The organism is Psychrobacillus sp. NPDC093200 (assembly GCF_050280345.1).
Taxonomy (GTDB): domain Bacteria; phylum Bacillota; class Bacilli; order Bacillales_A; family Planococcaceae; genus Psychrobacillus; species Psychrobacillus faecigallinarum.
This window is the reverse complement of the sequence record NZ_JBNNVC010000001.1, coordinates 193,566-216,466: the sequence shown is the minus strand read 5'-3', so window position 1 is coordinate 216,466 and position 22,901 is coordinate 193,566. Positions and strand designations below refer to the sequence as shown.

The window sequence follows — 22,901 nt, the reverse complement described above, 5'->3', positions numbered from 1 at the left end:
TTCCTCTTTTCTATTTTAGTCCTTATAGCTAAAGTAATCCGTCAAAGGTTCCCATTTTCCACCCTTCACAATTCCTAGACGAGTTTGCTCCGTACCTGTATGATTGTCAGCGCTAAAGCTTACAGGTGCTCCAAGTCCACCAAGATCAAATTCTTTTAAAGATTCAAGACCAGATCGGATCTCTTCTCCTGTTATATCACCATCTGGATGCTTTTTAGCAGCTTCTTCTATACCAGCAACCATGATTTTGGCGGCCGACCAGCCTTGGATAAACTTTTGATTGATATCCTCTATTGTTTTTCCCTCAGATTTTAAATATTCCTCCACCTCTGTCATTCCTGGATGATCCTCGTATGGTAGAGCGTGAGAAAGAATACCAATGTAGCCCTCTGCCACTTCTTCTCCTACCATTGTAATAACTCCTTCACCAGAGGCCCAATTCAAGCCGATGAATTGAGTGTCTATATTTAGGGTTTTAGCATCCCGTAGAATTGTTGCCGTTGCACCCCATGTTTCTTGGATAATTGCATAGTCTGGATTTTTCTTCTCCATATTCAGTAATTGAGATTGCGCCTCTGTAGCTTGAACATCCACTATTTGTTCATCCACTATCTTAATACCAATTTCCGCTGCATAGGCTTTAATATCTTCAATTGGTGAACGTCCAAATGCTGTATCATTATATAATAGTGCTACCGTTGGATCTGATCCTTTATGATTATCCTTAATCCACTTAAGCACAGATCTTCCTTGGTCTGAATATGATGCTGCAACTAAGAAGTTATAAGGACTTTCCTCTAGATTTTTCAAGCTCTCTGAATAAGATGCAGAGAAGAATGGAAGCTTATCACTTGCCACTTGCTGACGTAATGCTTCTGTATCTCCAGTTCCCCACCCAAGAACTGCAGAGACTTTCTCCTTATCACGTAGCTCTTGATAAATCTTTTGGGCTTCTGGAATAGAATAAGCATAATCCTTCCCGTTTAACACCAAATCAACACCCTCTATTTCTCCTTTATCCTTTGCATATTTAAAATATGCTTTCTCTCCTTCAGCGTATGGTGTTCCCACGTCCCCAGTTCCGCCAGTAATATCGTACAGGCCACCAACAACTACCTTTCTAGCACCATCACTGCCTTCGGATGCACCCTCCTCTGAACAAGCGCCTAATAGCAACACGAACAGAATACCCATTATTGTGAATATAAATTTATTACTTCTCAACTTCATCCTCAATCCCCCTTGCTTCTAATGAAAAACTAACTAGCTAATATGAAAATGGCCAAAGCCTAAAGTACTTCTTTATATTGATCCATATATGTGCGAGTCCCCCTGGCTCAAAGATTAAGAACAAAATTATCACCGCTCCAAATACAAAGTCTTTAAAGGCTGAAAACAGCTGATAGAAATCAGGCATAAATGCTGCCAAAATATCTATGAATGAGCCTAGCATTACAGGCAGCAGCGTGATAAATGCCGCCCCTAAAATAGAACCGAACACACTTCCCAAACCACCTATTAAAATCATGGCAAGGTACTCAATAGATACATGGAAATTATAGAGCTCGGGACTTACAATCATCGTATAGTGTGCAAGCAATGCACCAGAGATTCCTACAAAAAATGAACTTATGGCAAAAGCCATCACTTTATATTTAAATAAATTAATCCCCATTATTTGTGCGGCAATATCTCTGTCTCTGACAGCTAGAAAAGCTCGGCCAGTCCTCGTTCTCAATAAATTAGTGGCATACATGATTGTGAGTAATAAAATGATGACACAAAGATAGTAATACTGTGTATTACTTGTCAAAGACACATTTCCCACCTTCGGCCGATTCAAGACCATCCCAGCAGTGCCGCCCGTCAAACTATCCCATCTACTAATGACGAATAAAATAATAACTTGTGCAGCCAAAGTAGCAATCGCCAAGTACAATCCTTTCAAGCGCAGGGACGGTATTCCAAACAGTCCCCCTATTAAAGCTGTAATAATGCCAGCTAGTGGTAGAGAAATCCAAAAACTCAATCCATATGTGGAAGTAAGAATAGCTGAGGTGTATCCCCCCACTCCTAAAAATGCTCCTACTCCTATAGAGATTTGGCCTGTAAAACCGGTCAATATATTAAGTCCGATTGCCCCAACTGCCGAGATAGCACATAAAGTAAGCAAGCCTATCCAATAATTGGTGGTAACTAATGGGAGCAGGAGGACTATCGCTACTATTAATAGACCCTTGACCTTGCCAGAGGTCGTCCCAAACATTTTGGCGTCATCTAAATAGGAGGTTTTATAATTTCCACTTTCTCTAACAAACAGGTTTCTCACAGGTTCACACCCTCTCAATTGTTCTACTACCAAATAATCCGTATGGTTTTAACATTAAGATGAGTAAAACCACTATAAATGGAGCAACCTCCTTTAAACCTCCTCCAACGAGTGGATCTATGTATCCTCCCGCCAGATTTTGAAGAATACCAATTACAAAACCACCTACAATTGCTCCAAGAACACTGTCCAATCCACCTAGAATTACAACTGGAAGGACGGTCAAACCAATAGCTGACATAGTGGGGCTCAGTCCATTGATATTTCCTAGTAATATTCCACCTACCGCCGCAACTACAGCAGCTATAGTCCAGGTCGCTGCATACACATATTTCACACTTATGCCCATAGACATAGCAGCCTGTCGGTCATCCGCTACCGCTCGCATGGCGATTCCCATGTTAGAGAATTTGAACAGCAATAGGAATATCGTGAGTAGAATTATCACAATTGCGAAGGACCAAAGATAAACGGGACTAATAATAATCCCAGAAATATTTATAGGCGTCGTCGGGAATATTTTAGGGAACATTCTTGTTTGATGACCCCAAATCATATGAACTGCTCCTCCCAACAAACTAGACAGTCCAATAGTCGCCATAATAACGGACACGACAGGCGCATTTTGTATTGGTCTAATAACTAATCGCTCCACGATTAGCCCTAGGAGTGCGCTGAATATAAGTGTTATCAGCAATGCAATGAAAAATGGAATACGGTAAGCAGTTATCAAAACTAAGCAAATATAGGGACCTATAATAACAAACTCTCCATTTGCCAAATTTAGTGCACCACTTGCCCTATAAATCAACACGAATCCTAATGCTACAAGTCCATAGATACTTCCTACGACCACACCAGTGACAAGCATTTGAAGAAAAAATGTCATAAAGTCACCTCCTGCTCTCTATTTAGTTGAACCACTCGCAAAACCTCATTCTCACTCATCCCCATAGAGATGTTTTCTTTTTCTGTATACATACCATCTATTAGCATCTCATAACGATTTTCTATAAACTTCCTTCTAATTTTATAGGTTCGGGTGAGCTCTCCATCATCCACAGAAAACGGCTTGTGTAGAAGAGTAAATTTTTTTACCCTTGCAAAGGCAGGCAATTCATTCATTAGTAATGACACCTGTCGTTCAAGAAACTCTATTACTTGACTGTGTCTGGCCAACTCCGCATATTCTGTATAAGTTATTTTTTTCTTATCTGCCCATCTCCCCACGCTTATCCAATCCATATTTATAATGGCAGTAACATATGGCTTATTTTGACCAAAGCAAACTGCCTCTAGAATGTAGGGATTTGACTTCAACTTACTTTCTATCAATCTTGGATATATAACCTCACCATTTTGGTTAACAATAATATCCTCTATTCGATCTAATATATATAGATGGCCATCATCCTCAAGGTGACCGCAATCCCCTAAGGATATCCATCCGTCTAATCCCTGTTCATTTTCCCCATTTACGCTGCCGTTTGTAACAGCAGTATTTTTAATATAAACTGCTCCATCCTCGCCAATTTTAGCCATCGTATTTGGTAGAGCCTTCCCTGAACTCCCGGCTCTTACTTCTTTATCTCTTTGGACAAAGGCTATTCCAGCAACCTCAGTTCCCCCATAGGTTTGCTTAAGGTTTACTCCGATGCTGTGATAAAAGTAAAACGCTTCTGAATGTAATGCCGCTCCTGCAACATAGGCTCTTTTAACTCTTGCCAATCCTAAATGGTCTCGGATAGCACTAAAAATGACCATATCTCCTAATATATACATGGCTTTATCAATGAATCGAAGAGATTCTTGGTTTAATTCTGCATAAGCTACCTTGTCACCGAATTTCTTAAAGTATCTAAAAATAGTCTTTTTAAATTTGCTAGATGCTTCCATTCTGTTAGTAAAGCTAGACATAATAGATTGATAGACTCTTGGCGGCGCTAATAATGTGTGTGGCCCTATCTCTCTTAAGTCTCCTAAAACTGTTTGGGGTCTTTCAGGGAAGTTAACTACTGTTCCTTCTATTAATGGAGTTACTATTCCTAATATCTGTTCATGAACCCATGCAAAAGGTAGGAAGGAAAAATAATCATCCTTCGTTTTCACTTTATCTATTGCTAACAGACCCACTGCTGCCTGTATAAGATTTGCATGAGTTAAAATAACTCCCTTAGGCGTTCCGGATGTAGCTGCACTATACGCAATGATTGCTGGATCATCTGCGAAAACCTCTGGAAGTGGTTCTAAAGAGAATTTTGCTCTTTCTCTCAACAATGCTATCCCATCCGTTAATAAATCCTCAAAATCTACCAACTTCGGATGCTTATAATTCCTCATCCCCTGTTTGTTATAAAAGATTATTTGCTCAATTAACGGTATTTGCTCTTCAATTTCTAATAATTTATCTACTTGCTCATGATTTTCAACAACTACAATACGCGCTTGACAGTCATTTAAGTAGAATACAAGCTGTTCGGGTAAAGATTCTGGATAAATCCCTACTGCTACGCCACCTAAACTTTGAACTGCAAGCTGAGTATAAACCCACTCAGGCCTATTATCCCCAATAATCGCAAGACTTTCTCCTTTATAAAAATCAAAATATTCAGATAAAACAATAGACAGTTGATTTACCTTTTTAACATATTCTCCCCAAGTTACCTCATTCCATATTCCTAGATGCTTTTGTCTTAGAGCAATCTCTTGCTGATGGTTAGCAGACCTTTCCGCTAAAAGAGTGGGTAATGTTTTTCTATCCATTCCTAGTTTCCCCTTTCTAAATAACGGTTTCTTCTCCAATATAGGCCTTTATAACGTCTGGATTTTCTTGAATTTCTGCTGGAGTTCCAAAACCAATACGCCTACCAAAATCTAACACAGCTATATGGTCAGATAAATTCATTACAACACCCAAATCATGCTCAATTAATACTACCGTTATATCCATAACCTCATGCATTTCCAAGATAAAGTGAGACATAATATCTTTTTCAGCATTATTCATCCCGGCCATTGGTTCATCCAATAATATCAAGTCAGGACTTAATGCCAGCGCTCTTCCTACCTCCACTCTTTTTTGTAATCCATAAGGCAGCGTGCCGACTGGAATATGACGAATATCCTGTAACTCTAAAAATTCAATTACCTCTTCTACCTTCTTTCTATGCTCTATCTCTTCCCTTGCTGCTTTCCCAACGTATAACCCGCCACTTAGAGGACCTGAGTTCATCAATGAATGTCTTCCAAGCTTTAGATTATCAAGAACGGACATATGGGCAAATAACGCTATATTTTGAAATGCTCTAGCAATCCCTAGTGCAGTACGATTATAAGGCTTCATATTTATAATTTCCTGTCCATTATATAAAATGGAGCCACTAGTCGGATGATAGAGACCACTGATACAATTCAACATACTAGTTTTCCCAGCTCCATTTGGCCCTATTAATGAAAAAATCTCCCCTCTGTTTATATGGTAGCTGACATCCTCTAGCGCCTTCACTCCACCAAATTGTAAAGAAACATTTTTTATCTCTAATATAGGATCCACTAGGACTCCTCCTTTTATGTAAGGGTTTACAGTTAAGCTTTTTTTGAATATTACTTTACATTCAATAGCTTTGTCAATGAAATTAATGCGACTTATTTCCTAATATTTTGTCGTTATATGTTTGAAACTGTTGAATTAAAATGAGTGGTGGTAAATATCTTTTATTCATCAAAATAAAAACCCCCTATGTCTAGTCCCATAGGAGGTTTTGTAAAATCATTATTCGACAAATAATTTTTCTATTTTATAAAAACATTCCCGCTATTGCTGCACTCAATAATGACGCTAACGCTCCAGCGATAACCGCCTTAAATCCTAGGCGTGCAATATCCTCTCGTCGGTTTGGAGCCAATGAACCTAATCCACCTAACAATATTGCCATTGAGCTCAAATTTGCAAAGCCGCAAAGAGCAAAGCTTACAACAAGATTTGTTTTTTGGGAAAGTCCCGCCATCTCATCAGTAAATGACTTATAGGCAACAAACTCATTCAAAACTAGCTTTTGACCTATAAAGGACCCGGCTTCCACTGCCTCCGACCACGGGACGCCTATTGCAAAAGCTAGTGGAGAAAAGATAAAGCCTAAAATACCTTCTATAGTAACTCCATTATAGCCGAATAGCCCAGTAATTCCGCCAATAAGGCCGTTTAAAAGAGCAATCAAAGCAATAAATGCTAATAACATTGCCCCCACATTCACTGCCAGTTTCATCCCATCTGCTGCTCCACTTGCAGCAGCATCAATAACATTTACTTTTGAATCATCCTTTTCCAGCTTAAAATTTGTATCATCAATTGTTTCAGTTTCAGGAAAGATTAATTTTGCCATTATCAGTCCCGCTGGTGCAGCCATGAAGCTCGCAGCAAGTAAGTATTCGAGAGGTACGCCTAATAATGAATATCCTACTAAAACAGATCCCGATACTGATGCAAGTCCTCCAGTCATAACGGCAAAAAGCTCTGATTTGGTCATATTTGCAATAAAGGGACGAACAACTAAAGGAGCCTCTGTTTGTCCAACAAAGATATTAGCAGCAGCCGATACTGATTCAGCTCTACTAGTTCCTAAAAGCTTTGAAAGTCCTCCTCCAATAATTTTTATGAAAAATTGCATGATGCCCAAATAATATAAAACAGAAATCAAAGCTGAGAAGAAAATAATAATGGTCAAAACCTGTATAACAAAGATGCTACCAAACTGATCAACATCAGATAGTGAACCAAATAAGAAAGAGATACCCTCGCTAGCATACCCAGTTAAATTTTGTACCCCTTCTGAAAGCATAAGCAATGCTTTCCGCCCTAAATCCCACTTTAATACGATAAATGCAAATACAAGCTGTATGGCTAAGCCAATTAATATAGTCCTTAAATTTATTGACCTTTTGGCATTGGAGAGAAGAAATGCTAGCGCTAAAACAACAAGAATACCAGCCATTCCCCAAAGTATATTCATATGCAAAACACCTTCTTTTTTAGTGTGTTAATAGCTTTACTCAATTTAGACATATTCTAGCTATTCCCTATTTTCTTCGAAAAAACCGGTTAATCATTTTATAATAATTTATATTGACACACATAAAAAAATCGAAATCTTATTTCTAAGATTTCGACGGAGTTAATATTCAATTGTCTTAAAGTTTAGAAATACTGACGATGTAAAACTTTTAAAAAAAGCCTGCTTTCTTTTATCTGAATATATTTTTTTTAAATAAATAGTCATAGGAAATATCAATAAAAATATACTCGCTGTTATTGATTGGAACTGAGAAAGTTCTCGTCATTTCTCCTGTTTCAATATCACTATAAACATCCGAGAACACGCCACTCTGATCATTTCTCATTTTAATGATGGTTTTCAAAAAGTATGGTCGCCAGCTCCAATTTTTATTAATTGCTTCTTCTTGAATTCGCCATTTGGAATCAATTCGAACAATATTCGGTGATGTCTGGAAGCCCTCCTCATCACAAATATAAAGACGGAATGAGTATTCACCCAATTCTTCCGCCAATTGCAATAATTGATTTACATCCTCACTAGATGATTTAATCGCTTGGACCTTTTTCTCTAGTTTGTTTTGTAATTCCTTCAATGCATTAAAATTCTCTTCCAATATCCGTTTTTCAGTAGCAATAAATTGACGACATCTATCCTTAAAGCTTTTCTTTAGTTGATTACGAGGAATTAGTACTGTACTTGCTTCAGCCAAATATTTCCCCTGATAGTATCTGCCACTATTCTTCCAAGCAAATTGAAGTTGATGGACAGTATCGATACCTTCGAACAACATATTTGCTCCAATTTTACGCGCCAATGAACTAAGTGATGTAAAGAGGTCATTTTGTACTCCCCATGATTCATAGCTTAGCTGTTCAATATTTACTTTAAGTATATTAGGTGCAAGCATTTGAATATAGTCTAAATGACTCTCAGAGCCTAGCTGGTTAATGGCTATTTTTATTCCATAAGTTTTGAAATAGCGCACTACGTTATTTAATTGATGAAAATCACCTTTAAAATCATGTTCAGATATCACTAAAACCACTCGAGAAAGTTCTTCCTCAGGAATATAGTGCTTGATAATTTCAAAGAAGCTTTCTCCGTAATCTAGCACAAGCAAATTAGCATTACATGGCAGATAAATATCAAAGTTCTTTGGCTGATTAACAAGCTCTCCCAAAGCAATATGGAGGATTTTATGCTCCACATCATTTCTATATTCTTCGGGAACCTCCTCATCGTAAGCGAAACTATTTAGGTCGAGGAGCTTGTCATCGTATTTTAGTTTGCCAGAAACCTCGTATGCAACAACGACATGCTCGTCTGCGCTAAAGATAGGCTGAAAATAAACCTTTACATTATCTAAGTTAGTTAGAACATCGATTGCATCCATCCTGACCCCCCCTTATCTCCATAAATACATGATAAGTCGTAAAAAGGTATTATGCAAATGGACTTTTCGTATTTTTATACAAAAAAAATTATAATTATTAAAACTGGAACTTAACTGTAACATTTGCTTTAATCGTGATAACGCCCTGTTCAATAGGAGTTGCTCCGACAGCAGAATCCAGTGACATCATTCTATACGGCACTATAGGGCTTCCTTCGTTGTTTTCCACTATTTCAATTACTTGAGGAGCAACAGAAAGCCTCATCGTATCTGCTATCGTCTTAGCCTTTGATTGTGCATTAAGTAATGCCTTGCTAAGTGCCATTTGATAGTATGTTTCTTCGTTATCTAATCGAAATTCTATAGAAGAAATTCGATTAGCTCCATTACTGACTGCTGTATCAATTACTTTTCCAACTAGGCCTACGTCAGGTATTTTCACTGAGATGGCATTAGTCACCTCATATCCTCTGAAAACCTGGTTCCCATCTACAAAATCGTAACGAGGGAAAATATTATATACAGCGGTTTGAATATTCTCTCTCGGAATTTCTAACTCCAGTATAGATTGAATAACCTGATTCATAATTGCTGCATTTCTTTGTTGAGCTTCCTCTACTTCGTTGCCTTCCGTACTAACTTCTACCTGCAGGAAAGCATGATTCGGCGGAACCTTTACCGTTCCCTCCCCATTAACGGAAATTGTTCTAATTAGAGGACAAGGCTGTAAAGCATTTGTATACATAAGATCCCCTTCCATATTGCATATACAAATAGCATATGCTCCTCATCCAAAAAACTTGTTTAAAATAATAATTTCACAAGCGGAGAATATTGGACTCTTGTTACATTTCTTTCTTGCAGCATCAATGTTTCTTTAGAAATGCCTCCACTACGTTTGTATAAATAACCGGTTGATCCTCATGCACTAAATGTCCTGCAAAAGGAATTATGGCCACATGTATATGCTTGTTTTCTTTCGGATAAATTGTTGCTCCCACGGTTTCATGAGCATTGTTTTCCCCTACTATGTAAAGTACAGGGAAATGGAATCGATACATTGATAACATATCCTCAAAAGGATACCAACCCTCTTTTTTCCCTAAGTAGATGAACCGCCTCCAATCAGATAAATGTAGTTGATTGAAATAATGGACGAACTCATCGTTTAGCAAAACCTTTTCCTGAGTCCTTACGTCTTGCATATGTAAATCAAGCCAGTTATTTGGTTTAACAGGCATAATGCCCGAAACAGTAAGTGTATGAACGCTATCTGGAAATAGCCTTGCAAATTGTACAGCCACAATAGCTCCAAGTGAACATCCAACCAAATGAACCTTAGCTAATCCATAATGCTCGATGGTTTCTAATAAATCATGTGCAGAATCTATAAAGAAGTCTTCTATTTCATCTGAGGCCGACTGACCGTGCCCTCTTAAATCTGGAGAGAACACCTGATAGCTTTTGCAGAAAAACTCCCTTTGATATTTAAAATCAGTATCCCCTGTCTGTAGTCCAGTATGTAAAAAAATAAGCGGCTCTCCACTTCCCTGAATATGTGTATGTAAAATCATTTAGTAGCCCCTCTCCAATCAATTGCTCATGTTTAGTTAAAGATGGATACATCCGAATAACCCTTACAAAATATGGTATATGTAAAATTATACATAAATAGAAAAGTTAAATATATATAAATTAAAAATATTTAGTCAATTGAAAGTGTGCTCCTATTTTTCCTTCAATATTTCCAACTCGTATGTTTATATTAAATAGTTTTCGGGAAATTTTAAGCAAGGAGGCGATAGGGATGCCGTGGAGTAAAAATGATTATCCGGATTCAATGAAAAATCTTGAGCCAGACGTTCGAGAGAAGGCTATTGAAATAGCCAATGCATTATTAAGAGATGACACGGATGAAGGAAGAGCAATTGCTATTGCAACTGCTCAGGCTAGGAAGGCAGTGAACGGAGATGATAGCGGCCGACCAAGATATGAAGTAAAAGCCCGAGAGGATGACTGGGTACTACTAAAGGAAGATGGAGAACGCGCTATTTTCTCAGAGGATACAAAGGAAGCCTTGCTTGAAAAGGCAAAGCCTTACGTCAATGATCATAATGGAATTCTAGCTATTTATCAGGAAGATGGGGACTTAGATATTACGTTGTATGAATAGTAATAGCTATAAAAAGAACTTCAGACAAATGAGGTTCTTTTTTTGTTTAACACTTCGTTATTTGTTCCTTCACTATTTCCGCCAATGCAATAACCGTATCAAATGAATCTCCGGGAAATTCAGAACGGACAAACTCCACCTTTAACTCTTCGCTAACAAGTTGTGTATCTCTTCCTATTTCAAAATAGGATTCCATGTCAGTTACTATGGATAAAAGCTCGCATGTTACAAATCCTCGGGAGCCCGCTGCTGCTAACGACCTGATAGTATCCTTAACATCTGGACCAAGCCATCCTACCTTACTGCTAGCACTGCGATAAGACATCATCCAGTTAGATACCCCAGCTTCTCTTGCAACAGCCTGAGCCATTGCTTGAAATTGTTCAATATAATCATCGTTTCCTTCTGGATAGAGAGGTTGGCTATGGACGGTAAATAATACAAATGCATCATCCTGTACATGTGCCGGAAGCCACTTGTAGGCGCGCCTCACTCGATCGGCGTAAACAGAAATAATAGCTGGGTGAGTATTCCATTTTTTGATATGAATAAGCTTTTTATTTTCTCCTGATCGATTTAGGAAATCCTCTACTTCTTTTTGATACACACCAGCTCCACTCAGAGAAAATATAGGGTTTACTGAGAAAGTAACAACGGTATCTACCCCATCTTCTAGCATTCTCTTAAGCGTCTCATCTAAATAAGGAGACGTATGCTTGTAGGCATTATATACTTTTATGTCTTTAGGATAGTTAGACAATAATTTCTCCAACCCTTGAGCAATGCGTTCGGAATGTGCACCCAATGGATCATTGGATCCGAACTCTCGATATCTTTTAACAAAGTCCCCTATCATCTTTATGGTTACCTCTTTCCCTTGAATAAGGTGGGCAAAAAAATCAGGTAAATCATCTTTTGATTTTGGAGCTCCATACGCATAAAAAATAATTCCAATCATTGTTCTTTTTACTCCCTTCTAGTCTAGTAGACATAATAAGAAAAATAAAAGAGCATCATAGCTTTTATCATTTGAACTCCAATATGATGAAATCTAGACAAAAGCATCTACTTTATTTCAAAAGAAAAGGCCAGTCGTTTGACTGACCTTATTATATATATATGTTTATTTTCTTTGTTGCTTGCGGCTATTAAAATCTCTCTCTATTCCCTGCTTCCATGAACGATCTATTTTGGTACCTTTTCGATAGGAGGATACTACGTTACTAACAGATTCGTAGTTCAAGCGAGTTCCTTCTTTGTCTGCATGGTATTTTACTGCAAACTCCTCTGCAATCCCAAAATTAGCCGCAGTAGCAATTGCATCAATATTGGCGCCGAGAAATATGAATTCCCACCCATACTTTTCTTTCTGATGTGAAATCATTGCTCTAATTTTTTCATATGTGTACTCACAGCTAGAGTTTTCCATCCCATCAGTCGTAATAACAAATAACACCCTATCTGCACGTTCCTCGTGGCTAGTTCTTTTTTGTATATTCCCGATTTTCTGTATGGATGATCCTATTGCATCGAGTAAAGCTGTCATCCCCCCTACCTGATAATCTCGCTCCGTGATTGACGAAACACCCCTAACATTTATCCGATCATGCAATAGGTCATAGTTATCGTTAAACAATACGGTTGTAACGATTGCCTCTCCTTCTTCCTTCTTTTGGTTCGCAAGCATGGCATTGAACCCTCCAATAGTATCTGTCTCCAGCCCTGCCATTGAACCACTTTTGTCTAATATAAAAACTAGTTCTGTTAAATTATTTTTCATTATATTTCCTCCATTTGTTTTTTGTTTACAAATGTAGAATATCAATTACTACTATATAAAAGGTCGCTTTCGAAGGGACATTCATATTTCTCTCCACAAATTGGCAATCATTTTTTTCGAGCAAAAACATTGTCATAATTACTGTTCCAATGTAATATATTCCTATCAGTTTAGTATGAATTAAAAAGAAGGCGGGATAAACGTGATACAAATGCTCATTACAGGCTTATTTTGTGGAGCCCTATTGGGATTCGTCATGCAACGTGGGAGATTTTGCTTGACTGGCGGCTTCCGTGACATGTACTTAACAAAAGACAATCGCATGTTTTATGCGTTATTAATAGCAATTGCCGTTCAAAGTGTAGGTGTCTATACATTAATAGAGTTAGGCGTTTTTGAATTTAATGCTGGGACTCTACCATTATTAGCAATTATAGTAGGTTCATTTATTTTTGGTATCGGTATTGTGTTAGCAGGAGGATGTGCGACAGGTACTTGGTATCGTGCTGGAGAAGGCTTAATCGGAAGCTGGATTGCTTTAGCAGGATATATGCTAATGGCTACAATCATGAAAACTGGGGTATTGGTACCTTTAAACGATAAAATAAGCTCTCCTCAGCTATCAACTAACTCAATTCCCGAAACACTTGGAATCAATGTATGGATTTTAATAGGAATATTAGTTGCTATTGTAGGATGGATTGTTTATAAAGAAGTAACGAAACCAAAAGTCTTCATTCCATCATTGAAAGCTAAAAGAACTGGGTTAGCACATATTTTATTTGAAAAACGCTGGCATCCATTTGTAACAGCAGTTTTAGTTGGGGCTATTGCAGTTTTAGCATGGCCATTAAGTGTGGCAACAGGACGTATAGGTGGGCTAGGGATTACTACTCCTTCCGCTAACATTCTCCAGTATTTAACTACCGGTGACACTGCGTTTATCAATTGGGGCGTATTTTTAGTGCTTGGTATTTTCATCGGCTCATTTATCGCAGCAAAAGCCAGCCGTGAGTTCCGCTTCAGAATGCCCGATGTTAAAACGGGTATTAATAGTTTTGTGGGTGGTAATTTAATGGGCTTCGGCGCTAGCTTAGCTGGTGGATGCTCTATAGGTAATGGTTTAGTTATGACTGCCATGATGACTTGGCAAGGTTGGATTGCTTTAGTATTTATGATTCTCGGAACATGGACTGCGGTATACTTCGTATTTGTCCGTGGACGCCAAAAAAACAAAGCAATGAAAGCAAGTGTAAAAACAGCTTAATAAGTGCGAGAGACTGCTCCTCAACCACCAATTTTAAAAATTACTTATCATAAAAAAGGAGAGATTTTATATGAAACAAGTATTAGAAGTTATGGGAATGGTTTGTCCTTTCCCTTTAGTAGAAGCAAAAGAAGCTATCGCTGAATTAAACTCAGGTGACGAGCTTGTAATTGAGTTCGATTGTACACAGGCTACTGAAAGCATCCCTCGTTGGGCAGCAGAAGAAGGACACAACATCACTAACTACGAACAGCTAAGTGATGCAGCTTGGACAATTACAGTTAAAAAGAAATAATATATTAGGGGATCCAGACACTAGTCAGGATCCCTCTTTTTCTTTTATGCTCCTAATATTACTTGGTCAAAACTAAAAAGGGCCTCATTAATCTCGAATATATTATAGTTTTCTTGTTGGATAAAGTACTCAATAATAACATCAAATTTATGACTTCTAGATAGCGTATAGCCTGCTTTTCCTAGTAGTTCATTTGTTTCTTTTAGATCTAATTGTAGAGCAATGGCAAAGGCAACTACAGTTTTCTTTAATGGGGTATAATCTTTGTTATTTCTGATTTTAGAAAACAGACGACGATCAATATTCGCTCTTTTGTATACTGCCACATCACTCATACCCTTCGCGTCTATGTAGCAAAGAAGCGTCTCGGAGAAGGACTTATCCATATGCTCTACCATTTCCTCTAGAGTCTGATTGGATTGCACCTCCATTAAATCTTCTTGTAGATACCTTTCCCTTCTATTCCTCCCGAAGCTTAAATCCATTTCGTCTACATAATGCTCATCGATAAATTCTTCGATAGACCTAAACAGTTTCTCACTTAATTTAAACGCTTTTTTATCAAACACAACGATATAAACAAGCATTTCATGTTTCATTAAGAAGGAACTTATCGTAGAAATTGCAACTTGTAGTGCCTGCTCCTTTGGATAACCGTATATACCGGAAGAAATTAAAGGGAAAGCAATAGATTCACATCCATATGATGAAGCTAAATCCAATGAATTTTTGTAGCATGCCTTTAGTAGCTCCTCTTCTTTATTTGAACCACCTTCCCATACTGGCCCTACTGTATGAATAATATATTTAGCTTTTAATTGAAAGGCTTCGGTCATTACAGCTTCGCCTGTTGGACAACTCCCTAGATTATTACAAGCCTCTTGTAGCCTCGTCGATCCAGCCGCCTGAAAGATTGCTCCGCATACACCGCCTCCCATTTGGAGGTCTCGATTTGCCGCATTAACAATAGCATCTACATGCATTTTCGTAATATCGTTTCGAACGATTTCTAATGGCATACTCTCTATCCCCTTTCCCTCACGGTCATTTTCTATTAAGTTAAATGATAGACAAAACAGAACAAGTTGAAAAGTATGACATATTTTTTTATTTTATTGCAACTTTTTAAATACTCCATACGAGGATAATGTGAAAGGTGGGAAGAAATGGACATTGAAATGCTTTATTTACAGTATGTGAACGATATTTATCGTTACATCTATTCTCTGTGCAAAAATAAAGCTATCGCAGAGGACTTAATGCAGGACACGTTTTATAAAGCCCACATCGCTTTACTTTCCAATGAAATTAGAGATATCAAGCCGTGGTTATTTAAAGTGGCCTACTATACATTTATAGATTACATACGGAAGGAAAACCACACGCAGCCTTCTAACAATAATGAAACCCAAACTATAGATACCCCCGAGACAGTTGTATTGGAGGAAGAATCATACCGAGCGCTCTTAAAGTTATTGGATCAGTTATCTCCATATGAAAAGCAGACAATAATGCTTTGTGACGTACATGAATGCACTTATGAGCAGGCAGCTAATATATTAGACTTGAAATTAAATACAGTGAAGAGCCATTTACTTCGTGGGAGAAAGAAAATGAGGTTGTTACTGACAAAGGAGGAAACGAAAAATGGATGAATATGAGAAATTACTTGCGAACTCCAAAAGAGATTGGGAGAATGCAACTGATACAAATAAATTACAAAAATCTATGAGAAGAAGTATTTCTTCATCTAGGTGGAAATTGATTCTTGCAACCCTTACAACTGGATTACTCATTGTGCCAATCAGTTATCTTTTAACCTTTATCTACTATGCATTTGGTACAAGCTCTACAACACTAATGGATGTTGCGAGCAACACATTATACGTGACGGAACCCAACACTTCACTAGAGGAAATGGAATTTGACATGGAATTTACCCCCTTTTCTATGAAACTAGGATTCGACCAGTATAAACGTATCGGAGAAGAGGATTATATAGCGAACACTTACAACTTACAATTTACGCTAGGGAGCCTTTCTAAAAAAGAAGTGGATACATCTCTTGAGCGAGTGGGTGCTAAACATCCTACAGAAACAAATCCTTGGTTGACCCACCCAGATAATCGCAATGAAATTGATAATTCTCGTGAATGGAAGGTTCTCGAAGGCTTACCTGATGAAACAGTAGCAGAGGCCTACATTTCGTTAAACGATGTAGTAGATGTAGAAGAAATAGAAAAACTAATGCCTAATGTAGATATCGTGTGGGCAGCTATTGATACTGGTGTAGAAGACAAAAATTTAAGTAAGGATGGAGATGTCGTTTCTCCAATTGGTTATCCTATACAGCTTGATCAAACTTATTGGTCACCTTTTAGAGATGTGGCTTCCAATGAAGAGGCTTTTATCGATATTCTCCAGTTTATCGTTAAGCATGAAGAATTAGCGACAGAAGTGTCTAGCGCTAAGAATTTAGCTCTATCTGAACGCATTGAATATATAGAAAAAAATGGTGTGAAGACATACGCAGTAGTAGTGACAGGTCCAAAACAAGACCTGCTTGGATTAAAGGATCTAAGCGTTATACGGACATTAAAAATTGGTGAGGTGAAATTATGGAATTGGTCACATTAAAACGTTTCGATCGTATATTAAACATTGCAGGCTGGATTGGAATTTTAAGTGGATTGGCTGCTCTTTTTTTTCTAAACATCGGGATTTTAACAAACTTTGCTATTGATATAAATAGCCTTTACTCAATTGCAGTTGGACTTACGATTATTTTAAGCGTTTTGGCTCTATTTTCAAGAACTAGCCGATCACTAAGTGTTTGGGGTATTGGTTTGGGAGTATTTCTCATGCTATTTCAAACAGTTATTTTCTTTTTAGGCTGGATGGTTATCCCGTTTCCGTAAGAAATGCTAAACTAGTTTCATGAGGAGGGATTTAATATGCAGAAGCTACAATGGGAAAAGTCCTGGGACAAAGCAGTAGCTACCCAGGATCGAGAACAAATTGAACTCATTTTTCTGAAAACGAAAGACCTGATGATCGAGGATATTCTTTTCACTCCTATTCGGGAAGCAATCAATTATAAAAAAGAGTTTCTTGTAACTGTCCTGGTACATAATTTTACCGATCAGGAGCTCATCTTTGACCAGACTCGGTTAGTCTATGCCATTGGCAACGAGATAAAGGCAAGACACCTATTCACAATACCGATGCTTATAATCCCTCCTAAAGCTAGTATGCCTTGGACATTTATATTTCCTAAGCATAATTTGGAAGAAGGAGCACGTTCATTAAGAGGTTTTATTCTCATAGATAAATAGAGAGAGGCAGGAATTAATATTTTCTCTTTCTTTCCTCTATTAGTGGGTGTTATCATATTCAAATCGCCCAAATATATCTTCATATCCTTTTATTTGGTAAGAAATTCTTCCTATATGATCCACATCTATTATTTCAAGAACAATCACCACTTTACTAGGTATGTAGGAAGATAAGTAAGCTAAAGTCTCTTTTACTAAAGAAGTATTGTTCAGAGGATATTCGAAGTATAAACTCCGGTCACTCCCTTCTCCTTCAATTTTCGGTGTATATAAAACCTTTCTTTCTCCAGGCTCTAAACTCGAAATTTCTCCTAATTCCTGTGGTACTACAGTGAAATAGTATTTCAAATCATTTACTGTTTGGTCACTTGAATTAGTCACCTCAATTGTCACGCCATCTTCGTAATGATAATATTCCCCCTGAAATAACCGTTCATTTAAATAGAGAGCTCCCCATACAAAGAGCACAAACGATATGAGAGCTCCTAAAAGGATGTAAATTTTTTTCTTCAACAAGACCCTCCACTCTAGTTACAAATCTTATATTTTTCTTTTATGACAATTTTTTATAAGCTCGTCTCGTTGCATATTCTGAGCAGCCATAACAAAGTTTCAGCTTCTTTCCCTCTGGACTTTTAAACAAACGGTAAGGGCCTGCTTTTCTATGACAAATGGAGCATTTTGTAGAAAATATTTTAAACATTTTGTTCCTCCTAAAACTATATCTCTATTAATCTCTTACTTTTACTTTTTCTACACCCTGTGTAATTTTTTAATGTTGCTTCTCCAAATAATCCAATAACCCCATAGCACCAACCTCGGTGTCAATTTGGATGATTTGATATACTTCATGGTCATCAGGAATCTCTTGCCCTCTTAAATGATCCTTTACTAATGCCTGAAGTCTTTTTGCCAGCTCCTCATGGTCTTTTTGTTCTCTTTTAACGTCCTTTGCCGTTTCCAAGAATAACGGAAGCCATTCAGAAACCTGCGCTAGTCCTGCTTCTGCATCAGCAGTCATTCCAAAGTGACCATAGTAAATATAGCTTAGTTTCATATTTTGGAATCGCTCGATAGCTTTTTGCATCGCCTCTGGATTGAATTGATTTGGTGAAGTGGAAGGTAGCACTAGATCAACACCATCTTTAGCTAGCTGCTCGTAACGAACTCCAACCGTGTCTCCTGAAAACATGCCATTACTGACCGGATCATAAATGCCAAAATGATGATTGGCATGACCCGGAGTATCAAAGAAGGTCAGTGTACAATTTTCTCCAATCTGTAACGTTTCTCCTTCTGCCCTGGTTAACAGTCTTTCCTCTGGAATCGCAACAATAGGATCAAACAAGTCATCAAATTTTGAACCATATACTGCTCTTGCGCCTGCAATAAGTCGCTCAGGCTCAGCCAAATGTCTGGCACCCTTTGGATGCACAACTACTTTCGCATTAGGACATTCCTGCAATAACAGGCCTGCTCCCCCAGCATGATCTAGATGAATATGTGTCACAATAATATATTTAACCTCATCTAAGGAGAATCCCAGTTCCTGTAAACCTTCCTTCAAATGCTTGACCGAGGGGCTTGGTCCTGTTTCCACTATTGTTAATTTCTCTTCCTGAATGACATATGTACCTGTTCTTTCTGTTAATCCCATATCATAACCATCGATTAAATATATTCTGTCATTCAGCTTTAATGGATATCTGTTTTTCATCTTACTTCCTCCTTTTTCACTCTTAATTGTCCATCGCGGAAACTAATGGCCACATTCTAACCTCCATACTTTTGGAATAATGTAGGACTGGCTCATCTCCTTCCACCTGGATTCCCTGCTCGGAAAGCATGGTATTTACTCGAATTTCCGCCTCCGCCTGCTGTAATGGCCACTTCCTATGAAGTATGTCACAACGGAGTGGCTCCCCTTTTTTACTTAACGTATATAAGCAATAGCGCTCTGTCAGCCACTCCTCAAAACTGCCTTCTTCTGCATAGAATGGTTGGGAGATAGGACGGTAACTGCATTCTAGCTTTGCATTTACACCATGTCGCCGCTTGCTTGAATATTCGATGGTCGATTGGCTTCTAACTACCTTCATATCTGCATGCATATAAGGTAAATGGTATACCGTTTGGGCTACCTTCACGGCAAGTAAATTTTCCGCATCCAAACTAAAGAAAAACACGCCTGGCTTTCCATTTATCGTGACATAAGTTCGAACATTCAACTCAGCAAAACGATCGGTCCCAGGAACTCTTGGTGTTCCACGCAGCCTAATGTTTGTCATATGGAAAGGAACGACACCAATCCAACCTTTGCCATTAAACGAATCTAAAGGCAGTACGTCAGGTACGATTTTTCGTAAAACATTTAGATCAATAGGATAATGTACAAACAACAGGTCATTCCATGTCTGGGTCATCGTCCAAGGTAGTTTAGGGAGTGGCCAGGACCGGTGAATAGCATCCCATTTATCTTTTTTGTCCTCCATAGCTTTACTCCTTTTCTTTTACAATGTCTATTATCTCCATTGGCTGTTTTAACTTAGGAAATCCGTAGAGTTGATCGCTTACGCTAGACGGTAAAAACCATGTAGCCTGGTAAGGTCTCATCCCCACCTCAATTGCTCCCCTTAGCTCATCGGAACCCCCATCTCCTATAAATAAACAATGCTTAGGATGCACATTTAGATTGTTGCAGGCAATTAGGTAGATTGCTGGATTTGGTTTACGCTCTCTCACTTGGTAAGAAAATACTACGTCGTCAAAATAAGACGGCAACAAACACTTATTCCAGGCTTCTACCTCCTCTGAAGTACAATTACTAATAAGTCCAATTTTAATATCCAAGGCTTTAAGATTTTCTATCATTTTTATAATAGATTCATCAATATTCTCAAAGGCGACCGACTTAACAAATACCCTTTGCTCATGTATTTTTTTGATGGCCTGTTCATCAATTGGTAGGCCGTTTTCTTTTAATATTTCTCTTAAAACACTAGGATGATCGAGATAAGTTCCGTCCATTCTTTCATTAACTCTCGCATGCCATTCTCTTCTATAGAGCGATTCCTCCAATCCAAGAGATTCTACAGAGTAGCTTGCTTTCTTACCTCCCTCTTTCCATTCCGTAATAAGTGTCTCAAACAAATCAAAAAACACCGCTTGAATCAAAAAGGTCACCCCTAAATTTTGTGAGTACAGGTAACCTTCTACAGATTATAAGCAAAAACCTTCCTACTGGGAGATTTGAGGCCAATTATTTTGAATTTACAATGCATTCCTTTAGGGTATATATATAGTTGATTTAATGAAAAGGAGATGTTACTTAATGGGAAATACTTCTATGTTTGATTCATACAAATTACCATCTGGCGTTACATTAAAAAATCGAATTTTAATGGCTCCAATGACAACTTATTCATCCGATAAAAATGGCGATATATCAGATGACGAACTAATCTATTATGCTCGACGTGCTAAAAGTGGAATCGGGGCAGTTATTACAGCGTGTGCTTATGCAGAGCCACTTGGTGCTGGATTCGAATACTCAATAGGTGCTGAGTCTGACGATAGAATTCCTAGTCTGAAAAAGCTAGCAAATGCCATTAAAGACAATGGAGCAAAGGCTATCCTACAAATCTTCCATGCCGGGCGACAATCGAATTCGAAGGTGTTAAATGGCGAACAGCCTGTATCTGCCAGTGCTGTTGCTGCTCCACGCGACAATGCAGAAGTGCCACGCGAAATGACAGCAGAAGAAATTGAAAAAACAATTGCTTCTTTTAAAGAAGCAACGCGAAGAGCTATTGAGGCAGGATTTGATGGAGTAGAAATCCATGGGGCGAACACTTACTTAATCCACCAGTTCTTCTCTCCACACTCCAATCGTAGAACAGACAAATGGGGCGGAAGCTTAGAAAAGCGCATGACATTCCCGCTAGCAATTGTTGAGGCTGTTCAGACGGCAGCTAAGCAGTACTCAACAGAGCCATTCATAATAGGATATCGTTTTTCACCAGAGGAGTATCAGGATCCTGGATTTACAATGAAAGATTCTTTGGAGCTTGTACATGTTTTATCTGAGAAAAATCTAGATTATATTCACGTTTCCCTTGGGCATTTCTTTGGTTCCTCTAATCGTGATGAAAACGATACTACTCCACGCATTAAACTTATCCAGGAAGCAATTGGAGACAAAGTTCCTGTAATGGGCGTTGGTACTTTGGAAACTAGAGAGGACGTTGAAAAAGCATTAGAGGTGACTCCCCTTGTTGCGATTGGACGTGCACTAGTAACTGACCCTGAATGGTTTTCAAAACTGGAAAAAGGAGAAGACGACACCATCTTCCCAGCTGTGTATGTAAGCAAAAAAGAGGAACTGGACATTCCAGATCCATTATGGGATAAAATTATGCAGGTTAAAGGTTGGTTTAAGGTTGCAGACTAACATTTAAAAACGGCTCCGGAGATTAATTTTCCGGAGCCGTCATTTATCATCGCATATAAAACAAACCACCGCTAATAATCTCAATACCAACTCGAGCCGCATACTGCTCCTCGAGAGCCTTTTTCTCCATTTCGTAGCACTCTGGCTTCTCTTCTACACCTTCATAAAAGTATTCAAGTACCTCTAGGCTCCTTCGCCATCTTTCTTTTGCTTCTTCCGCCCATGTATGATCGTCGTTAGCAATAATACCGTCAATTACTGCATCTAACCGCTCTAAACCACGTAATGGCTTAATGATATATGGCAGATTAAATACATTGTCTGGCATAGCCACATCAAAACTAATTTCTTTAATCGAATCGTGGAAATCCTCCCTAACAATTCCAGTCATTAAATTTAACCCCAAGGAGAAGAGAGTTTCCTTTGTCTGATCACTATAGTAGGTAACCTTATAATTGACCCCTAACCAAGGTGTAAATATGACTTGGGTATCACTTACTACCTTTTCATACATATGGACAAATGACCCGAGCTCCTGTGCCGCTTGGAACATTTGGTTAAGCCTGTTCGAACCAAAATGGATTACCTCTCCTTTTATATCCTCTTGCAGCTTCGTTTTGTCTGTAATGAATGTCAGCTGCATAGGACTCGACTCGGCACCAGTTGCTTCTACATATTGCCAATAATACGGTCGATTCATAAGCTTTTTATCCATCTCTTCCGTCAATTGAACGACCACGTAATGGTCGCTCTCACTTAATATCGGGCAATTATTTTCTTTAAAAAATTGAAGTAAAAAATCGTGAACTTGTTTTGGGTACATGC

At 38.3% G+C, this 22,901-nt stretch carries 25 protein-coding genes; 8 read left to right on the top strand and 17 right to left on the bottom strand.

The genetic code is table 11. From position 1 onward, the window contains the following. Nucleotides 1-15 precede the first annotated feature (15 nt). From ACQKNZ_RS01100 to ACQKNZ_RS01060, 9 genes are all read right to left on the bottom strand, one after another. Complete coding sequence (locus ACQKNZ_RS01100) at nt 16-1,230, bottom strand: ABC transporter substrate-binding protein (protein ID WP_340862412.1); 1,215 nt, start codon at nt 1,228-1,230, stop codon at nt 16-18. Between the two features lie 37 nt (nt 1,231-1,267). Further along, nucleotides 1,268-2,329, bottom strand: coding sequence for an ABC transporter permease subunit (locus ACQKNZ_RS01095; protein WP_144538449.1), 1,062 nt, complete (start codon nt 2,327-2,329; stop codon nt 1,268-1,270). Between the two features lie 4 nt (nt 2,330-2,333). Next, nucleotides 2,334-3,218 (bottom strand): branched-chain amino acid ABC transporter permease, encoded by an 885-nt coding sequence (locus ACQKNZ_RS01090; protein ID WP_427657584.1) that lies wholly within the window; start codon nt 3,216-3,218, stop codon nt 2,334-2,336. Beyond that, a complete protein-coding gene (locus tag ACQKNZ_RS01085) occupies nt 3,215-5,092 on the bottom strand; it encodes an AMP-dependent synthetase/ligase (protein ID WP_151111580.1) in 1,878 nt (625 codons plus the stop codon). Before ACQKNZ_RS01085 ends, ACQKNZ_RS01090 begins: the two co-directional genes overlap by 4 nt. A gap of 16 nt (nt 5,093-5,108) precedes the next feature. Continuing rightward, on the bottom strand, nt 5,109-5,882 hold the full coding sequence (locus ACQKNZ_RS01080) for an ABC transporter ATP-binding protein (protein ID WP_151111581.1): 774 nt from the start codon (nt 5,880-5,882) through the stop codon (nt 5,109-5,111). Between the two features lie 244 nt (nt 5,883-6,126). After that, nucleotides 6,127-7,338, bottom strand: coding sequence for a NupC/NupG family nucleoside CNT transporter (locus ACQKNZ_RS01075; protein ID WP_427657581.1), 1,212 nt, complete (start codon nt 7,336-7,338; stop codon nt 6,127-6,129). A gap of 232 nt (nt 7,339-7,570) precedes the next feature. Next, the gene (locus ACQKNZ_RS01070) at nt 7,571-8,776 is read right to left on the bottom strand and encodes an EAL-associated domain-containing protein (RefSeq protein ID WP_340862411.1); all 1,206 of its coding nucleotides are present in this window, start codon (nt 8,774-8,776) and stop codon (nt 7,571-7,573) included. Between the two features lie 97 nt (nt 8,777-8,873). Continuing rightward, nucleotides 8,874-9,521 carry an SIMPL domain-containing protein gene (locus ACQKNZ_RS01065; RefSeq protein WP_427657579.1) on the bottom strand — a complete coding sequence of 216 codons (648 nt, stop codon included), beginning with the start codon at nt 9,519-9,521 and terminating at the stop codon, nt 8,874-8,876. Nucleotides 9,522-9,642: 121 nt separating this feature from the next. Then, nucleotides 9,643-10,350, bottom strand: a complete 708-nt coding sequence (locus tag ACQKNZ_RS01060) for an alpha/beta fold hydrolase (protein ID WP_427657577.1) — start codon at nt 10,348-10,350, stop codon at nt 9,643-9,645. A gap of 233 nt (nt 10,351-10,583) precedes the next feature. Between ACQKNZ_RS01060 and ACQKNZ_RS01055 the strand changes: the two genes are divergently transcribed. Further along, entirely contained in the window at nt 10,584-10,949 is a 366-nt protein-coding gene (locus tag ACQKNZ_RS01055; RefSeq protein ID WP_427657575.1) for a hypothetical protein, read from the top strand. Between the two features lie 46 nt (nt 10,950-10,995). Here ACQKNZ_RS01055 and hemH read toward each other — a convergent pair whose 3' ends face one another. Together hemH and ACQKNZ_RS01045 are read right to left on the bottom strand one after the other, a co-directional pair. Then, nucleotides 10,996-11,907, bottom strand: coding sequence for a ferrochelatase (hemH, locus tag ACQKNZ_RS01050; protein ID WP_427657573.1), 912 nt, complete (start codon nt 11,905-11,907; stop codon nt 10,996-10,998). Between the two features lie 165 nt (nt 11,908-12,072). After that, nucleotides 12,073-12,729 (bottom strand): vWA domain-containing protein, encoded by a 657-nt coding sequence (locus ACQKNZ_RS01045; protein ID WP_427657571.1) that lies wholly within the window; start codon nt 12,727-12,729, stop codon nt 12,073-12,075. 211 nt (nt 12,730-12,940) lie between these two features. On the opposite strand from ACQKNZ_RS01045, the gene ACQKNZ_RS01040 reads away from it, so the two are divergent. Next, a complete protein-coding gene (locus ACQKNZ_RS01040; protein ID WP_151113794.1) occupies nt 12,941-13,996 on the top strand; it encodes a YeeE/YedE family protein in 1,056 nt (351 codons plus the stop codon). A 70-nt stretch (nt 13,997-14,066) separates the two neighbouring features. After that, on the top strand, nt 14,067-14,291 hold the full coding sequence (locus ACQKNZ_RS01035) for a sulfurtransferase TusA family protein (protein ID WP_144538438.1): 225 nt from the start codon (nt 14,067-14,069) through the stop codon (nt 14,289-14,291). Nucleotides 14,292-14,335: 44 nt separating this feature from the next. On the opposite strand, the gene ACQKNZ_RS01030 is transcribed toward ACQKNZ_RS01035, so the two are convergent. Continuing rightward, nucleotides 14,336-15,310 carry a macro domain-containing protein gene (locus tag ACQKNZ_RS01030; protein WP_427657569.1) on the bottom strand — a complete coding sequence of 325 codons (975 nt, stop codon included), beginning with the start codon at nt 15,308-15,310 and terminating at the stop codon, nt 14,336-14,338. A 147-nt stretch (nt 15,311-15,457) separates the two neighbouring features. Here ACQKNZ_RS01030 and ACQKNZ_RS01025 point away from each other — a divergent pair, with 147 nt between their 5' ends. The 4 genes from ACQKNZ_RS01025 to ACQKNZ_RS01010 are packed head-to-tail and all read left to right on the top strand — an operon-like array spanning nt 15,458 to nt 17,626. Then, entirely contained in the window at nt 15,458-15,946 is a 489-nt protein-coding gene (locus tag ACQKNZ_RS01025; protein ID WP_427657567.1) for a sigma-70 family RNA polymerase sigma factor, read from the top strand. After that, a complete protein-coding gene (locus ACQKNZ_RS01020) occupies nt 15,939-16,928 on the top strand; it encodes an anti-sigma factor (RefSeq protein WP_340862403.1) in 990 nt (329 codons plus the stop codon). The genes ACQKNZ_RS01025 and ACQKNZ_RS01020 overlap by 8 nt, the downstream gene beginning before the upstream one ends. After that, nucleotides 16,910-17,209, top strand: coding sequence for a hypothetical protein (locus ACQKNZ_RS01015; RefSeq protein WP_427657565.1), 300 nt, complete (start codon nt 16,910-16,912; stop codon nt 17,207-17,209). The genes ACQKNZ_RS01020 and ACQKNZ_RS01015 overlap by 19 nt, the downstream gene beginning before the upstream one ends. 36 nt (nt 17,210-17,245) lie before the next feature. Then, nucleotides 17,246-17,626: an SLAP domain-containing protein gene (locus ACQKNZ_RS01010; protein ID WP_427657563.1), complete on the top strand. Its 381-nt coding sequence runs from the start codon at nt 17,246-17,248 to the stop codon at nt 17,624-17,626. Between the two features lie 39 nt (nt 17,627-17,665). Here ACQKNZ_RS01010 and ACQKNZ_RS01005 read toward each other — a convergent pair whose 3' ends face one another. The 4 genes from ACQKNZ_RS01005 to ACQKNZ_RS00990 all read right to left on the bottom strand — a co-directional run bounded on the left by ACQKNZ_RS01005 (nt 17,666) and on the right by ACQKNZ_RS00990 (nt 20,800). Further along, entirely contained in the window at nt 17,666-18,139 is a 474-nt protein-coding gene (locus ACQKNZ_RS01005; RefSeq protein ID WP_427657561.1) for a hypothetical protein, read from the bottom strand. 259 nt (nt 18,140-18,398) lie between these two features. Then, nucleotides 18,399-19,343: an MBL fold metallo-hydrolase gene (locus ACQKNZ_RS01000; RefSeq protein ID WP_427657559.1), complete on the bottom strand. Its 945-nt coding sequence runs from the start codon at nt 19,341-19,343 to the stop codon at nt 18,399-18,401. Between the two features lie 22 nt (nt 19,344-19,365). Then, entirely contained in the window at nt 19,366-20,118 is a 753-nt protein-coding gene (locus tag ACQKNZ_RS00995; protein WP_144538431.1) for a DUF2071 domain-containing protein, read from the bottom strand. A 4-nt stretch (nt 20,119-20,122) separates the two neighbouring features. Further along, a complete protein-coding gene (locus ACQKNZ_RS00990; protein ID WP_427657557.1) occupies nt 20,123-20,800 on the bottom strand; it encodes an HAD family hydrolase in 678 nt (225 codons plus the stop codon). Between the two features lie 157 nt (nt 20,801-20,957). On the opposite strand from ACQKNZ_RS00990, the gene ACQKNZ_RS00985 reads away from it, so the two are divergent. Beyond that, nucleotides 20,958-22,076 carry an NADH-dependent flavin oxidoreductase gene (locus ACQKNZ_RS00985; RefSeq protein ID WP_427657555.1) on the top strand — a complete coding sequence of 373 codons (1,119 nt, stop codon included), beginning with the start codon at nt 20,958-20,960 and terminating at the stop codon, nt 22,074-22,076. A gap of 46 nt (nt 22,077-22,122) precedes the next feature. On the opposite strand, the gene ACQKNZ_RS00980 is transcribed toward ACQKNZ_RS00985, so the two are convergent. Then, a complete protein-coding gene (locus tag ACQKNZ_RS00980; RefSeq protein ID WP_427657553.1) occupies nt 22,123-22,899 on the bottom strand; it encodes a YqhG family protein in 777 nt (258 codons plus the stop codon). Nucleotides 22,900-22,901 lie beyond the last annotated feature (2 nt).

Coding starts and splice junctions, on each gene's coding strand:
- ACQKNZ_RS01000 (WP_427657559.1), bottom strand. CDS start 19,343: ATGAAAAACAGATATCCATTAAAGCTGAATGACAGAATATATTTAATC.
- ACQKNZ_RS00980 (WP_427657553.1), bottom strand. CDS start 22,899: ATGTACCCAAAACAAGTTCACGATTTTTTACTTCAATTTTTTAAAGAA.
- ACQKNZ_RS01010 (WP_427657563.1), top strand. CDS start 17,246: ATGCAGAAGCTACAATGGGAAAAGTCCTGGGACAAAGCAGTAGCTACC.
- ACQKNZ_RS00995 (WP_144538431.1), bottom strand. CDS start 20,118: ATGGAGGACAAAAAAGATAAATGGGATGCTATTCACCGGTCCTGGCCA.
- ACQKNZ_RS01085 (WP_151111580.1), bottom strand. CDS start 5,092: ATGGATAGAAAAACATTACCCACTCTTTTAGCGGAAAGGTCTGCTAAC.
- ACQKNZ_RS01090 (WP_427657584.1), bottom strand. CDS start 3,218: ATGACATTTTTTCTTCAAATGCTTGTCACTGGTGTGGTCGTAGGAAGT.
- ACQKNZ_RS01015 (WP_427657565.1), top strand. CDS start 16,910: ATGGAATTGGTCACATTAAAACGTTTCGATCGTATATTAAACATTGCA.
- ACQKNZ_RS01045 (WP_427657571.1), bottom strand. CDS start 12,729: ATGAAAAATAATTTAACAGAACTAGTTTTTATATTAGACAAAAGTGGT.
- ACQKNZ_RS01070 (WP_340862411.1), bottom strand. CDS start 8,776: ATGGATGCAATCGATGTTCTAACTAACTTAGATAATGTAAAGGTTTAT.
- ACQKNZ_RS01030 (WP_427657569.1), bottom strand. CDS start 15,310: ATGCCATTAGAAATCGTTCGAAACGATATTACGAAAATGCATGTAGAT.
- ACQKNZ_RS01055 (WP_427657575.1), top strand. CDS start 10,584: ATGCCGTGGAGTAAAAATGATTATCCGGATTCAATGAAAAATCTTGAG.
- hemH (WP_427657573.1), bottom strand. CDS start 11,907: ATGATTGGAATTATTTTTTATGCGTATGGAGCTCCAAAATCAAAAGAT.
- ACQKNZ_RS01040 (WP_151113794.1), top strand. CDS start 12,941: ATGCTCATTACAGGCTTATTTTGTGGAGCCCTATTGGGATTCGTCATG.
- ACQKNZ_RS01065 (WP_427657579.1), bottom strand. CDS start 9,521: ATGTATACAAATGCTTTACAGCCTTGTCCTCTAATTAGAACAATTTCC.
- ACQKNZ_RS01020 (WP_340862403.1), top strand. CDS start 15,939: ATGGATGAATATGAGAAATTACTTGCGAACTCCAAAAGAGATTGGGAG.
- ACQKNZ_RS01075 (WP_427657581.1), bottom strand. CDS start 7,338: ATGAATATACTTTGGGGAATGGCTGGTATTCTTGTTGTTTTAGCGCTA.
- ACQKNZ_RS00985 (WP_427657555.1), top strand. CDS start 20,958: ATGGGAAATACTTCTATGTTTGATTCATACAAATTACCATCTGGCGTT.
- ACQKNZ_RS01060 (WP_427657577.1), bottom strand. CDS start 10,350: ATGATTTTACATACACATATTCAGGGAAGTGGAGAGCCGCTTATTTTT.
- ACQKNZ_RS01100 (WP_340862412.1), bottom strand. CDS start 1,230: ATGAAGTTGAGAAGTAATAAATTTATATTCACAATAATGGGTATTCTG.
- ACQKNZ_RS01025 (WP_427657567.1), top strand. CDS start 15,458: ATGGACATTGAAATGCTTTATTTACAGTATGTGAACGATATTTATCGT.
- ACQKNZ_RS01035 (WP_144538438.1), top strand. CDS start 14,067: ATGAAACAAGTATTAGAAGTTATGGGAATGGTTTGTCCTTTCCCTTTA.